At 42.9% G+C, this 13,923-nt stretch carries 12 protein-coding genes; 8 read left to right on the top strand and 4 right to left on the bottom strand.

The genetic code is table 11. The annotated features are described in order from the left end of the window. Positions 1–23: 23 nt before the first annotated feature. From porL to porN, 3 genes are read left to right on the top strand one after another with little or no spacing between them, the layout of a single operon-like run. Positions 24–833 carry a type IX secretion system motor protein PorL/GldL gene (gene porL, locus AC1RM2_RS10415; RefSeq protein ID WP_477357614.1) on the top strand — a complete coding sequence of 270 codons (810 nt, stop codon included), beginning with the start codon at positions 24–26 and terminating at the stop codon, positions 831–833. A gap of 40 nt (positions 834–873) precedes the next feature. Next, positions 874–2,388 (top strand): type IX secretion system motor protein PorM/GldM, encoded by a 1,515-nt coding sequence (gene porM / locus AC1RM2_RS10410; protein WP_492985039.1) that lies wholly within the window; start codon positions 874–876, stop codon positions 2,386–2,388. Between the two features lie 6 nt (positions 2,389–2,394). Then, positions 2,395–3,378: a type IX secretion system ring subunit PorN/GldN gene (porN, locus tag AC1RM2_RS10405; RefSeq protein ID WP_492985038.1), complete on the top strand. Its 984-nt coding sequence runs from the start codon at positions 2,395–2,397 to the stop codon at positions 3,376–3,378. Between the two features lie 191 nt (positions 3,379–3,569). On the opposite strand, the gene uvrC is transcribed toward porN, so the two are convergent. From uvrC to AC1RM2_RS10385, 4 genes are all read right to left on the bottom strand, one after another. Continuing rightward, the gene (gene uvrC, locus AC1RM2_RS10400) at positions 3,570–5,381 is read right to left on the bottom strand and encodes an excinuclease ABC subunit UvrC (protein WP_492985037.1); all 1,812 of its coding nucleotides are present in this window, start codon (positions 5,379–5,381) and stop codon (positions 3,570–3,572) included. Between the two features lie 162 nt (positions 5,382–5,543). After that, positions 5,544–7,796 (bottom strand): penicillin-binding protein 1A, encoded by a 2,253-nt coding sequence (locus AC1RM2_RS10395; protein ID WP_492985036.1) that lies wholly within the window; start codon positions 7,794–7,796, stop codon positions 5,544–5,546. A 5-nt stretch (positions 7,797–7,801) separates the two neighbouring features. Then, on the bottom strand, positions 7,802–10,861 hold the full coding sequence (porW, locus tag AC1RM2_RS10390) for a type IX secretion system periplasmic lipoprotein PorW/SprE (protein WP_492985035.1): 3,060 nt from the start codon (positions 10,859–10,861) through the stop codon (positions 7,802–7,804). Positions 10,862–10,913: 52 nt separating this feature from the next. Next, positions 10,914–11,069, bottom strand: coding sequence for a hypothetical protein (locus tag AC1RM2_RS10385; protein ID WP_492985034.1), 156 nt, complete (start codon positions 11,067–11,069; stop codon positions 10,914–10,916). Positions 11,070–11,254: 185 nt separating this feature from the next. Between AC1RM2_RS10385 and AC1RM2_RS10380 the strand changes: the two genes are divergently transcribed. The 5 genes from AC1RM2_RS10380 to atpF all read left to right on the top strand — a co-directional run bounded on the left by AC1RM2_RS10380 (position 11,255) and on the right by atpF (position 13,892). Beyond that, positions 11,255–11,485 carry an AtpZ/AtpI family protein gene (locus AC1RM2_RS10380; RefSeq protein ID WP_492985033.1) on the top strand — a complete coding sequence of 77 codons (231 nt, stop codon included), beginning with the start codon at positions 11,255–11,257 and terminating at the stop codon, positions 11,483–11,485. Further along, positions 11,485–11,871 (top strand): hypothetical protein, encoded by a 387-nt coding sequence (locus AC1RM2_RS10375; RefSeq protein ID WP_492985032.1) that lies wholly within the window; start codon positions 11,485–11,487, stop codon positions 11,869–11,871. Before AC1RM2_RS10380 ends, AC1RM2_RS10375 begins: the two co-directional genes overlap by 1 nt. Before the next feature lie 16 nt (positions 11,872–11,887). Beyond that, on the top strand, positions 11,888–13,048 hold the full coding sequence (atpB, locus tag AC1RM2_RS10370) for a F0F1 ATP synthase subunit A (protein ID WP_492985031.1): 1,161 nt from the start codon (positions 11,888–11,890) through the stop codon (positions 13,046–13,048). A gap of 40 nt (positions 13,049–13,088) precedes the next feature. Continuing rightward, entirely contained in the window at positions 13,089–13,298 is a 210-nt protein-coding gene (atpE, locus tag AC1RM2_RS10365) for a F0F1 ATP synthase subunit C (protein ID WP_492985030.1), read from the top strand. An 81-nt stretch (positions 13,299–13,379) separates the two neighbouring features. Beyond that, a complete protein-coding gene (gene atpF, locus AC1RM2_RS10360; RefSeq protein ID WP_492985029.1) occupies positions 13,380–13,892 on the top strand; it encodes a F0F1 ATP synthase subunit B in 513 nt (170 codons plus the stop codon). Positions 13,893–13,923 lie beyond the last annotated feature (31 nt).

Raw genomic sequence — 13,923 nt, 5'->3', positions numbered from 1 at the left:
AAACAAAGTTATTTCTGATTATTATGGCTGGAACTGGAAAGAAAAAACCATTTGGAATAGGAAACATTATTTCAATCGGGGCAACGGTAGTTATCATCGGTTTGTTATTTAAAATTCAACACTGGAAATATGCTTCTGAGTTTATCACTGCGGGTTTAACAACCGAGGCTATACTTTTCTTTATTTTAGGATTACAACGTGAAGACAAAGAGGTTGATTGGGTGCGGGTATATCCTGAACTTAATGAAGATTTCCAGGGCGAACTGCCAAAGTCATCATCACACCCGGTTGCTATAGGAGCAACCAACACTACCGCAGCTTTAGATAAAATGCTTGATGATGCCAAAATAGGTCCCGATCTGGTACGTAGCCTGGGCGATGGTTTAAGAACTTTTGGCGATAAAGTTGCAGCTATATCAAGAGTAACTGATGCCGGCGAAGCTACTATTGCTTTTACTGCTAAAGTAAAAACAGCCACCGCAAGTTATGATAACCTGAGCGCAGCTTTTGAAAAAGCTTCGGCCAATTTAGCCGAGATGGCCGATACCAATGTAGATTCAAAAGCTTATCATGAGCAGGTAAACAAACTGGCTAAAAACTTAGGATCGTTAAACGCCGTTTATGAGCTGGAGTTGCAGGATTCAAACGCGCACTTAAAATCGATGAGCAAGTTTTACCAAAACATGGCCTTAACCATGAATAACTTTAACGAATCGTTAGATGACTCGAAACAGTTTAAGGAAGAGGTTGGCCGTTTAGCAAAAAACCTGGGATCATTGAACGCTATATATGGCAATATGCTTACAGCTATGAATCAGCCACGTGTTAGTTAATTTATTAAACAGATTTTTTTAAAAGCTAAGATTTATATAGATGGCCGGAGGTAAAGAAACCCCAAGACAGCGAATGATAGGTATCTTATACCTGGTGCTTTTAGGTTTAATTGCCCTAAACGTACCGGAGAACCTGTTGGATGCTTTTAAAAATATTACCAAAAGTTTGGATGCATCCACTAAGAATGTAAATGCCAGTTTATCAAACACATACAGTTCTTTCGAGACTAAGGTAAAGGCTCAGCCCGATAAGAAAAAATACTATGATGCTGCGAAGGAGGCTACCGCTATGACGGAGGATCTGAACAAGTATATAGATGGATTAAAGGAGGAGCTAAAAGAAAAAGGTGGAGGTATCAACCCTGAAATTGATGATATTAACGCAAGAGATAATTTAGATATATCATCAGAAGTGATGATCAATGGAAAAAAGGCCGATGTTTTAAAAGAAAAGATTGACGCTACCCGTGCCAAATTGCTGAAATTGTTAGGCAAGGACGCTGAAGGAGTGAATTTTTCTTTAAACGCCGATGCTCCAAAGGCAAACACCGGAATGCAGCAAAAAACCTGGCAGGAGGCTTATTTTGGTGAAGGTATCCCGTTGGGAGCGACTATAACTACACTTGCCAAGATAGAGGCTGATTCGAAAAATGCCGAGAATGAGGTTGTAAAGAAATTATATAGCAACGTTGATAAGGCTGAGGTTACGCTGAACGCATTCAGGGCCGTTGCCGTGGCGCCAAGCAGTTATATTTTGGCCGGACAACAATTTAAAGCAGACATTTATTTGACGGCTTATGATTCTCATACCAATCCAACTATTACTGTTGGAGGGTCTTCTGTGCCGACGAAAGATGGTATTGGAACTTACACAACTACCGCAAGTGGCGAAGGCAAGCATACTATGAGCGGCGAATTGGTTGTTAAAGCAGTTGATGGCGGGCCGGATAAAAGGTATACATTTTCACAGGAGTATATGGTTGCAAGACCATCGGCTGTGGTATCTCCGGATAAAATGAATGTATTGTATATAGGAGTTGCCAACCCGGTTTCAGTGTCGGCGCCAGGCGTGCCAACTTCAAGCTTAAATGTAAGCATGAGCGGTGGTTCCATTAGCGGTTCCGCAGGGCATTATACCGTCAAGGTAAGTAACGTTGGTGCTGCAAAGATTACTGTTACAGGTGAAAAAGGCATGGTTTTGGGCGCATCTGATTTTCGTATAAAACGAATCCCGGATCCTAAAGCGCAGTTTGGCGGCAAAAGCGGCGGTACAACCAGCGCTGCTAACTTAAGGGCACAAGACAGGCTTTTTGCTAAACTTGACAACTTTGATTTCGATGCCAAATTTAATGTTACCCGTTTTACGGTATTAATTATAAAACCGCGTCAGGATGCCATCATATATTCGGGCTCAAGCGGTGAGCTTACCGGGGCAATGAAATCGGCATTGAATACTGTTACACCAGGTACTACAGTTGTATTTAAAGATGTTGTGGCTGTTGGCCCGGACGGTACACCACGCGGACTGGACGCAATTGTATTATCCGCAAATTAAACGCGTATGAAAAAGAGAATTTTAATTATTTTACTTTGTATAGCCTGTATTGGCGCTTATGCGCAAAAGAAACCTGCAAAAAAATCAACCAGGAAACCAACAGGCACCTCGACAGCTGCAAGAAGGAGAGCCACGCCTCCGCCACCATCAAATACAGTGGCCAGCCAGCCAACTCCTGATACCGCTAACAAAAAGCCAATGAAGCCTTTTGAAAGGCCGCTTGATGGCTATTATAAAAAGAACAACATTTTAAGTGCCAAAGTAACCCCGTACCCTAACCTGCGCGAAAGCGATGTGGCATTTGCCAAAAGGGTATGGCGCGAGATTGACGTACGCGATAAAATGAATACTTACCTGGCATCGCCAAAGCGTCGGTTAATTGATGTTTTGCTGGACGCTATAACAGCGGGCGAACTAACGGCTTATGACCCAACACCCGGTAAAAAGGATGACGTTAACGGAGATAGCTTTAGTACACCCCTAACAGGCTCACAGGCCAAAGGACGTTTATCCGGTGCTGATAGTAGTGTGGTTAAGAAATTTGATGCCAACGGGAACGAAGTTGGATCTACAATGGTTGCCAGCGAATTTAACCCCGATAGCGTACTGAAATACCGTATAAAAGAAGATTGGGTGTTTGACCGCCAGCGGTCTATATTTGAGCCACGCATCATCGGCATAGCGCCGCTTGTTAAGCCAAAAGGCGTAGGCGGTGCAGATGTAGATTATCAGCCAGCTTTCTGGATTTATTTTCCTGAAGCCCGCCAGGTATTGGCAACCAAAGAAGTGGTTAGCCGCGCCAGCGATGCAACAGGCTTAAGTTTCGACGATGTTTTCATGAAGCGGATCTTCGCCAGCTATATCGTGAAACAAAGTAATGATAAAGACGAACGCGTTAAAGATTACGCCCAGGGCATAGATAAGCTATACGAATCGGAAAGGATCAAAAAGAGTTTAATGGATTGGGAGCTTAACCTTTGGCAGTACTAATTGTTAAGTAAAAATTCAAAAGTAAAAAGTCAAAACTGGTACGGTTTTGACTTTTTGCGTTTTGGGTAAATCAAGTCCAAAACTACCGTCATTGCGAGGCGCGAAGCAATCCCGGACTATGTGGGACTTAGCATGTAGGGGATTGCTTCGTACCTCGCAATGACGGTGGTTTGATAGCACAAGTCAATAACTTAATTTTGACTTTGATCAAAATATCCCAAAATCGCCTTGGCCTGCTTTAAATTAACAACTTCCAACAGTAACTCCTCATTGGCTTCGCGGATCTTTTTTACAGATTTAAAGTATTTTAATAGTTTTTCGGCAGTAGTTTTTCCAATGCCTTCTATCAGTTCCAACTCAGTAGCCAGCGTGCCTTTGTCGCGTATTTTACGGTGGAAGGTAATGCCAAAGCGGTGTGCCTCGTCCCGAAGGTGTTGGATCACCTTAAGTGTTTCTGATTTTTTATCCAGGTACATGGGGTACTGGTCGTTGGGGTAGTATAATTCTTCCAGGCGTTTGGCTATGCCTATCACGGTTACTTGTTTGTCTATACCTAATAGTTTTAAGCTGTGCATTGCGCTCGATAGCTGCCCCTTGCCGCCGTCTATAATGATGAGTTGCGGCAATTCCGTCCCTTCGTCAAGCATGCGGCGATAGCGGCGGTGCACAGCTTCTTCCATGGTGGCGAAGTCATTAGGGCCTTCTACTGTTTTTACGTGAAAGTGGCGGTAATCCTTTTTAAATGGTTTTCCGTCCCTAAATACTACGATTGCCGAGACAGGATATTTGCCCTGGAAGTTGGAGTTATCAAAGCATTCGATGTGGCGCGGCAATTGGTTCATCCGCAAATCCTTCATCATCTGCGTTAGTAAACGCTCGGTGCGGATTTCGGGATTGAGCTTTTCGTACTGGTCAATTTTTTCTTTTTTGAAATACTGTACGTTCTTTTGCGACAAATCGAGCAGCTTACGTTTTTCGCCCAGTTTTGGTACCGTAAATTTAATGCCCGGATGGTCTTCAACATCAATGTCAAACGGTACAATCACTTCTTTTGATGTGCTATTATACCGGTTTCTGAATTCAATAATGGCTAAAGTAAGCAGTTCCTCGTCGCTTTCATCCAGGCGTTTTTTAAGCTCAATGGTTTGCGTTTGAATGATGGTGCCATTCATTACCTTTAAATAGTTTACAAAGGCCAGTTTCTCTTCTGATGCAATGTTAAACACATCCACATCGGTAATGGACGAGTTAACTATGGTTGATTTGCTTTGGTAATTCTCCAGCAAATCAAACTTACGTTTCAGCCTGTGGGCAAGCTCATAGTTGTATTCGGCTACGGCTGCTTCCATCTCGCCTTTAAGGCGGCGTAGTATGGCACCTATTTTACCATTCAGGATATCGGTAATATCGGCTATGCTATTATCGTAGTCCTCTTCCGTTTGGTAGTTTTGGCAGGGCCCTTTGCAGTTGCCCAACTGGTACTCCAGGCAAACCTTGAATTTACCCTTATCAATATTTTCGCGGGTTAGCGCCAGATTGCAGGTGCGCAGGGGGTAAGTTTCCTTTATCAGCCCCAAAATGTTGTGCATCATGCTTATGGATGCATATGGGCCTAAGTATTTTGACCCGTCCTTAACAATACGCCTGGTCCAGAAAATACGTGGGAAGTTTTCGTTTTTAATAATTACCCAGGGGTAGGTTTTATCGTCCTTAAGCAATACATTATACCTGGGCTGGTGCTTTTTGATCATGCTGTTTTCCAGCAGCCAGGCATCCACCTCGGTATCAACAATGGTAAAAGTTATATTGCGGATTTTTGATACCAAAACCCGTGTTTTGGCATTAATGTTAATTTCTTTATTAAAATAAGACCCAACACGGTTACGCAGGTCTTTAGCTTTACCGATGTATATCAGTTCCTTCTCCTCGTCCCAATATTGGTAAACTCCCGGTTTATGGGGAATATTTTTCAGGGCCTCTCTGTAATCAAATTTATCACTCATATTCAATCGTCACTGATTGTTTGGCCACGTTATGCCGCACATGTCATTGCGAGCGATAGCGTGGCAACCTCGTCGCATGCATAGCAGGTTTGCAAAGTTTGCGATTGCTTCGTTCCTCGCAATGACATATTAAAATTGTCGTTTTGAGGTGACAATGATCTTCTAAAAATCTAATTTCTTATCCACCTCATTCGTACCCTGCTGCTGCTGGTTATACTGGCCACAATCTAAAACAATGCTTACACCTGTTTTTGGGGCGTCAAAATCAACTGTTTTTTTGATGCCGAGGGCGGGATTGGCGTACACCTTTTTCATATATAACGCAAATATAGGGAGTGCGCTGTTTGCTCCCTCGCCCAGGCGGGTTGATTGAAAGGCGATGTCGCGGTCTTCGCAACCTGTCCACAGGCCGGTTACCAGCTGAGGAGTGATGCCAATAAACCAGCCATCTGAGTTGCCGTTGGTAGTACCGGTTTTGCCACCTATAGGGTTACGCAGCCCGTATTTATAAGCCAGCCTTGAGCCTGTTCCATCTTCAATAACACCCTTTAACATATATGTCATTACGTAGGCGGTTTGGGGGTTCATGGCCTGCACTACTTTTGGGGTATGGCTATATAATACGTTGCCGTTTTTGTCTTCAATACGTAATATATAGGTAGGCTCGGTCCATAAACCGTGGTTGGCAAATACCGAGTATGCTGCTGTCATTTCAAATACCGAAGCATCAAATGTACCAAGGCATATGGATGGGTAGGCAGGTACGGCACTGGTTATTCCCATTTTTTTAATCAGTTCTACAACAGGTTCGGGCTTCACTTCACTCATTACGTGGGCCGTTACCCAGTTTTGCGAGTGGGCCAGTGCCTGGCGCAGGGTTATAAAGCCCGGCAAGGTTTCTGACGGAGACGAGCGGGGGCACCACGGATCGCCATAACCGCGGATGGTATCGGGTACGTTGTTTATTTTTAAACATGGCGAGTAACCATTATCAATAGCCACCGCGTAAGTAAATGGTTTTGCTGTTGAGCCTACCTGGCGGGTGCCATTTTTAACCTGATCGTATTTAAAATGCTCAAAGTTGGTGCCGCCCACCCAGGCTTTGACATAGCCGGTTGTAGGGTCCATGCTCATAAGGGCGTTACGCAAAAGCATCTTACAGTATATAATGGAGTCCGTTGGCCGCATTACGGTATCAATATTGCCGTGCCAGGTAAACAGGTTCAGGGTATCTTTGGTATTAAAATTGGTTTTGATATCCTCATCGCTCATGCCTTGCATTTTCAGCTGTTTGTACCTGTCGCTTTTTAGCATCCCCTGGTTTATCAGGAATTTAAAATTGTGGATGCTTTTGGCCAGGTTTTGCCCGCGCCAGTGATCGTTAAATTGCGCTTGCAGGTTTTTCATGTACTCCTGCTGTGCCTCTTCGGCATATTGCTGCATGGTGGCATCAATGGTGGTGTAAATTTTTAGTCCATCCAGATCCAGATCATAGGGTGTACCATCGGGGCGATTGATGCTTTGTTCTTTAAAAATCTTTTGAATCTCTTTTTTTAACACCGACCTGAAGTAGGGAGCCGGGCCATCAAAATGGTTATTTTGGTGAAAATCTAACCCAAGTGGTTTTTGTTTAAACTCGGCAACCTGGCCATCGCTTAAAAAGCCTTGTTCCTGCATACGGTTAAGTACAAGGTTGCGGCGATTTATAGCATTTTTCGGATGTCGGATAGGAGAGTAAATGCCAGGGCCATTAACCATCCCGATTAATAAGGCAGCCTGATCCGGCGTCAATTTATCTGGCGTGGTATTAAAATAGGTGCGCGCGGCCGATTTTATACCATATGTATTGTAAGCACCAAAATCAACAGTGTTTAAGTACATGGTTAGTATTTCTTCTTTGGTATAATGGCGCTCTAATTTAACGGCCGTTATCCATTCCTGCAGTTTTTGGGTTATCCGCACAAATGGGTTATTTGATTTTTCGGTAAATAAATTTTTTGCCAGTTGTTGGGTTATTGTACTACCGCCCTGTTTTTGGCCGATAAGCAGGTGCAGGAATATAGTAAAGCTGCGGCCGAAATCAATCCCCGAATGGTCGTAAAAACGTTTATCTTCGGTAGCAACTAAAGCATTAATAACATTAGGCGACAGCTGTTTATAGGTAACGTTTGATCTGTTTTGAACATAATACGTACCTAAAACCTGCTTATCAGATGATAACACTTCTGATGCGAGGTAGCTTTTCGGGTTTTCCAGGCGGTAAAAAGGTGGTAGCTGCCCAAAAACATCAAAAACGGTGAGTGTTATCATCAACGCCACAAAAACAAAAAGGGCTATTACGGCGCGCCATATATACCAGTTGTAGTGTCGTATTTCCTGCGGACTAAGGGCTGGTTTTTTATTGTAGATCTTCATTTTTTTCAATAATATCTTTGATAGTACTCAATATAGCTATCTAATGTTTTTTTGTCGGCTAATTTATCCAGATTTTCCCTGGTAATGATAAAAAAACTGTATTTATCCTTTGGCACCTTCATAATATCGGGCATTACCGGGATAATAGAGCGGGCATACTTTTTAACATCCTCCAGGCTGTAAAACCGGCCCACAAATATCAGTTGATTATCGTCGCCCACGGGCTTTAGGTCGTGCTTGATTGTACTACCCGAAAACCTGCTGCGATTGAACTGCCCGATACCAAAACGCGACGACGCCAGGTTAGTTGTACCGGTACTTACATTTACAACAAAAAAGTAATTGCTGCTATCGCGTAAGCTAAATATATACGTTACTGGTGCAGCTGTTATTACAGCTGGGGCGCTTGCTGGTGGTTGTGTTTGTTGTGCCTGTTTGGCTGCGGCAAATTGATCAAGTAATTTCCTGACCGAATCAACACTTGGCGCGGCATTGGCGTTAACTGGTTGTACAGCGGGCTGAACTACTGTTTTTACCGAATCTTTGCGGGACACGATTACTGTGCTAACCGATGTTTTTACGGAATCTTTACGGGATACGACCACCGTGCTAACGGTTGGTTTAATCGGCGGGGCGGGTTTAGGCTTTTCGACGGGCGGGGCTGGCTTTGCTACGACTACCGGAGGCGGCACGGGTTTCCGCACCTCGGGTATCAGCGCAACCGCTGCTGATGGATGATACTCCGGGCGGTATTCTGTTTGTTTTTGATAAGCCACCGGAGGCGTAAAAGGTATATCATTAACATCGTTGCCGGTTAATACAACCGTACGTGTTTCCATCTCCATCCGGTTCGAGTCGATGTAAGTTAAATGCTGGGCAGCTAAAGGAGTTACCAGTTTATCATCCGGATATTTGGCTACTATCTGCTGCAAATCGGTCATGAATGGTGCAAGCTTTTCCTGGTGGCCGGCTGCTATGGTACGTAAATAAAATAGCTGGGCTGCAAAGCGATTGTCGGGATATTTGGCCAGCAAGTCGTTTGCGCGGGTAATTACTTCGGTGTATTTTCTTTGTGCATACAAATCATAAACGCCGTTATACAAAATAGTAAATTCTGCATTGGCATCGTCAAGGTGCTTGCTGTACTCAGGGTCCAGAATGATCTTTGCAAAAACACTTTGTCCGAATTCTTTCAGGATCATATTCTTGTACGCCTCGGATTTGGTTGCATCTATATTGGCATAAAGGCGGTACAGGTTATAATATACAGCCGCTTTATCGGTGCTTCTGGGGAAGCGCGTTAGTATCGCCTCGTACGTTACAATAGCTTCTTTTTTATCACCCAACAAATCGCGGTAAAAATTAGCCATATCCATGTAGGCATTGTAAACCCGCATGTTTGAGCGGTTGAGTAAATCTGGTGTCAGTGGCAGGTTTTTAATCAAATCCTGCCGGTAGTTTCCGGCGTCGCCATTGGCCTGTGTAGTTGCATCCTGTGTGGTGGGTGCAAAAGGATCATCGGCGGCCGATGCGATGGTGCTATTGCCATTGGCAGCTAAGTTTGCCGTAGATCGTTTACTGCGGCGCCAGTTATCTTCCAGTTTACGGTTGCCCCATTGCCTTTTAAAGTCATTTACGCCAAGGCTTATGGCGGTGGAATTATAAAAATAAAATGTACTGCTGCCGCTTTTATTGGCCTGTTGGTTATTGAGATTATTGCCGCTTCGGCTATTTTCAAACTGCCCGTTGTTGCTTGCCGCTGCAACCGTGGTCGCTTTATCCTGTAATATTTTACGGTTAACCATGGCATCAATGCGGGCGGCCCGTGTTTGCTCGTCAAGCCCGGCAAGCATTTGCAGGGTATCTTCGCGGCTGATAGTTTGCAGCAGGCCCGTTAGTATTTGCAGGTTATTGGCCTTTTTGCGAATGATTTGGTAACCCGGATAGGTTGGCGCCAGGTAGGTAAGGGTACTATCGTAATAAAGCTTGGCCCCGGCATAATCAGCTTTGTTTTTAAAATCGATATCGGCAATTCGTAGGTACGAGAGGCCTTTTTGATTTTGGTTTTTAACGCTGTTACGTACCGATAGCTGATAGTTTTTTACAGCGCCGTCAATATCGCCTGCGGCGTAAAGTTGCTGTGCTACCTGGTAGTAAATCTGATCGGTAAATTCTTTATTGTTTTGATTTTTAAGCAGCTTGCGCAGGCGTTCAATTTTATTTTGTTTGACGCCGTTTTCCTGGTCTTGCAGGCGGATGCGGTTCAGGTTGGCGTTAAAAGCCATCTCGAACGATGAATTGCTTTTAGCAATGCCGGCGTAATTAACTATAGCAGCATCGGGTTTTTGATTAAGCTCCTGTAACTGGGCCAAAATGAACGTCCAGCGAAGTTTCAGCTCATCGTCGCGGCAAAGTTTTAGGGCAGTTTTAGCGCTTTCCTCTGCGGCGGGATAATCTTCTGTATTAATATAGTATTGCAGCTGTGTAGCATAAATGCCTGCCGGAATACTTTTTTTAGGGTTGATGTTTTTGATGGCGGTATCTATGGCCACTTTGGCTTCAGCCGGGTTATTGAGGTACAGGAGTGCCCGGCCTTTCCATATCAAAGCTTCCTGTTTAAGGTTAGCCTGCTTGCCGTATGATGCAATCACGTAGTTAAAGTACTCAACGGCATCAAAGTAGTTACCTTCCAAAAAGCGTGCTTTGCCCATAACCAGGTAAGCATCGCCTAAATAATGGCTTTGTTCTTTAATATTGATGATCTTGTTGGCTTTGCTAAAGGCCAGTTCCAGGTCTTTATCGGGCGTGGCGCTTTGGGATACAGTATCGGGGTAAACATTTAGCAACTCGTTATAGGAGTCAACAAAACCAGCGGCATAGCTTTCCTGTTTAAGGCGCAGCAACTCGTTGGCGTTAAACAGGATATTGTAATGCGCGGTAAGGTTTTGCATCTGGCGGTTAAAGCCGCTTTCCTTTTCGAGCGAGCAGCCTGCTATGATAAGCAGAAACGCAAACAGCACAAAGTAGATTTGTTTGGTGAGAGTGAAAATTATGCTGCGCCTCAAAGGTTTTGTGTTAAAATATGTAGTTCTATTTATCAATCGTATTAATTGGCTGCTATAATTCTTTCAGTAATTCCTCGGCCGGCCTTCCTTTTAATTTTCCGTTTTTAATTTGGTTTACCTCTGCTACAGCTTCCTTTAGTTCGGCTAAAAACAAAAGATTGGCCTCAGTCAAAAAATCTTCTTCCGGTAGGTTTAAGTGCGCATCCATAATAATTCATCATTAAACGTTTTAATCAAGCCAACTTATTTTTCAAAAGCAACATTCTTTTATTTCTTAGCGTCTTTGCGCGAAATTCACCTATAAAAGCAGCCTGTCGGGTTTAACTAATGTTTACTTAATAAAAGCATTGCTAAAATACTAAAGATTATACAATAGGTTTAATAAATTTGCGCATGGCTCAAAATGAACAGCGAGATAATAGTGATAATCCCGGTAAGGAGGCTAAGGCCTATGCCAAATATACGGGTATCATATTCCAGATGATTGCCATCATAGTTGTATTTGCCTTTATAGGCTATGAACTTGATAAAAAACTAAAAACCCAAACACCATGGATAACTGCACTTTGCTGCCTGGTTGGTGTTTGCCTGTCTATTTTTCAAACGGTAAGACAGCTTAAATAATGAAACTCAAAAAATATTTAGTAACGTTTGCCGCTTTTAATGCGGTTATTGCTATCCCGCCGGCCATTTTGCAAACCTATTTTGCCGATAAACAATTGCTCATCCCTTATTTCTGGCTGATATTTGGCGTATCGTTAATCATGAATCTTGGGGTATATTTGGCAAGCTATTGGGGCATGCTTACAAGCGATAAAGCAACGGTAAAAACCTTTATTGGCGGTACCAGCATCAAATTTCTTTTGTGGATAGTGATTGTGTTTATTTACCTGTTTAATTTTGAGGTAGATGGCACCAAATTCATACTGAACTTTTTTTATCTTTATTTATTGCATTCGGTGTTTGAAATTTCTTGTTTGTTGCGTAACTTGCGCAACCAAAATTTATAGTACATTTCTTGCAATAATGGATAACAAACGCCTTTTTACTTCAAAGTTTTTTAACACTACTACTGCTTTTGCGCTTTTTTTATTGTTCATTACGGTTAGTGTAAAAGCAAATGTTGCCCAGGATACCCTGGTAAAAGCCGAAACTGACACTACAAAGGCCGCTGAGCATGGCGAAAAAGAACCAGATATTTCTGAAACCATATTGCACCACATTGCTGATTCGCACGAATGGCATTTCTGGGGCGAAGGCGAACATAAAGTTGCCATGCCGTTACCGGTTATTTTGTTTACAAAGGGAGGTTTAGTTACTTTCATGTCAAGCAAACACGATGCCGACGAGGAGGGAAAAGAGATATTCACCGAGAAAGGTCAGCAAATGATCAACTACGAAGGCAAATTTTACTACCCCGCTGCAAAAAATGCCGATGGAACTTATTTCACATTAGATGAAAATAAGATACCTGTAAACGATAAGCCTTTTGATATTTCGATCACTAAAAATGTTTTGGCATTATTTATCTCGGTTGCGGCATTGCTTATCATATTTGGTGTTGTGGCCAAATCATACCGTACCAGGGTTGGTAAAGCGCCTAAAGGTTTACAGGCAGTATTGGAGCCTTTTATTATTTTTGTGCGAGACGATATTGCCAGACCTCAATTAGGTCATAAGTACACCAAGTTTATGCCTTATCTGTTAACATTGTTTTTCTTTGTTTGGATAAACAATCTACTGGGTTTGGTGCCTGTTTTTCCGGGTGGTGCCAACTTAACTGGTAATATAGCTGTAACACTGATGCTTGCACTTTGTACCTTTATACTTACAACGGTAAACGCAAACGGAGCTTATTGGAAACACGTATTTAATACACCAGGCGTACCATGGTGGTTAAAATTACCTATCCCTTTGATGCCGGTTGTTGAGTTTATTGGCGTATTGGCCAGGCCTATAGCGTTAATGATCCGTTTATTTGCAAATATTACTGCCGGTCACATTCTTATTCTGGCACTGTTGTCATTAATCGTGATACTTAAGTCTGTGAGTGTAGCGGCGTTCTCAATTCCGTTTGTATTGTTCATCAGCCTAATAGAGTTGCTGGTTGGATTTTTACAGGCATTTATTTTTACAATTTTGTCGGCCCTGTTCATTGGTTTAGCCATACAGGACGATCATCATTAATTTGCATTTTTTTATTAACATATATTAATTTTTTTCAAAAATGGTAACAGGAAGTATCGCTGGTATTGGTGCCGGTTTAGCTGCAATTGGTGCAGGTATTGGTATCGGTCAGATTGGTGGAAAAGCAATGGAGGGTATTGCCCGCCAGCCCGAAGCTGCAAGTAAAATTCAGACAGCGATGTTGATCGCTGCTGCGTTCGTTGATGCGGTTGCATTATTCGGTGTGGTTGTTGCTTTCTTAACCAAGTAACATTGTATAATGCCGCAGCGATTGGCTGCGGTATTATCTTTTATTTTGATTCAATTAGTTATAGAGCACATTTATATAAACATGACTACCATATTATCAATAAATCCTTTAGTAAGCCCCGATCCGGGTTTGTTCATCTGGTCGGCAGTAGCCTTTATCCTTTTGCTGATTATATTACGCAAAATGGCTTGGGGGCCTATCACCGCAGCACTGAACGAACGTGAGCACTTTATTGAAGATGCGCTTCAAAAAGCGGAAGCTGCCAAACAAGAAATGGCAAGTCTGATAAGCGAGAATGAATCGTTACTAAAACAAGCCCGTGCCGAGCGCGATCAGATCCTTTCTGATGCCCGTAAGGTTAAAGACCAGATGATTGTTGATGCTAAAGAAATAGCACACAAAGAAGGCGCGCGTATGATTGAGCTTGCCCGTGTTGAAATTAACAATCAGAAAGCTATCGCGATGGCTGATGTTAAAAACCAGGTAGCTACCTTATCGCTGCAAATTGCCGAGAAAGTATTACGCAAGCAATTTGAAGATCAGCAAAAACAAGACGAGCTTGTAAGCCAGTTATTAAAAGAAGTTAAATTATAATTTCGGATTTCGGAATTGGGAATTCGGATTT

It is taken from the genome of Mucilaginibacter sp. GW822-FHT03E02 (genome assembly GCF_058801545.1).
This window is presented reverse-complemented; position numbering and strand designations above follow the sequence as displayed.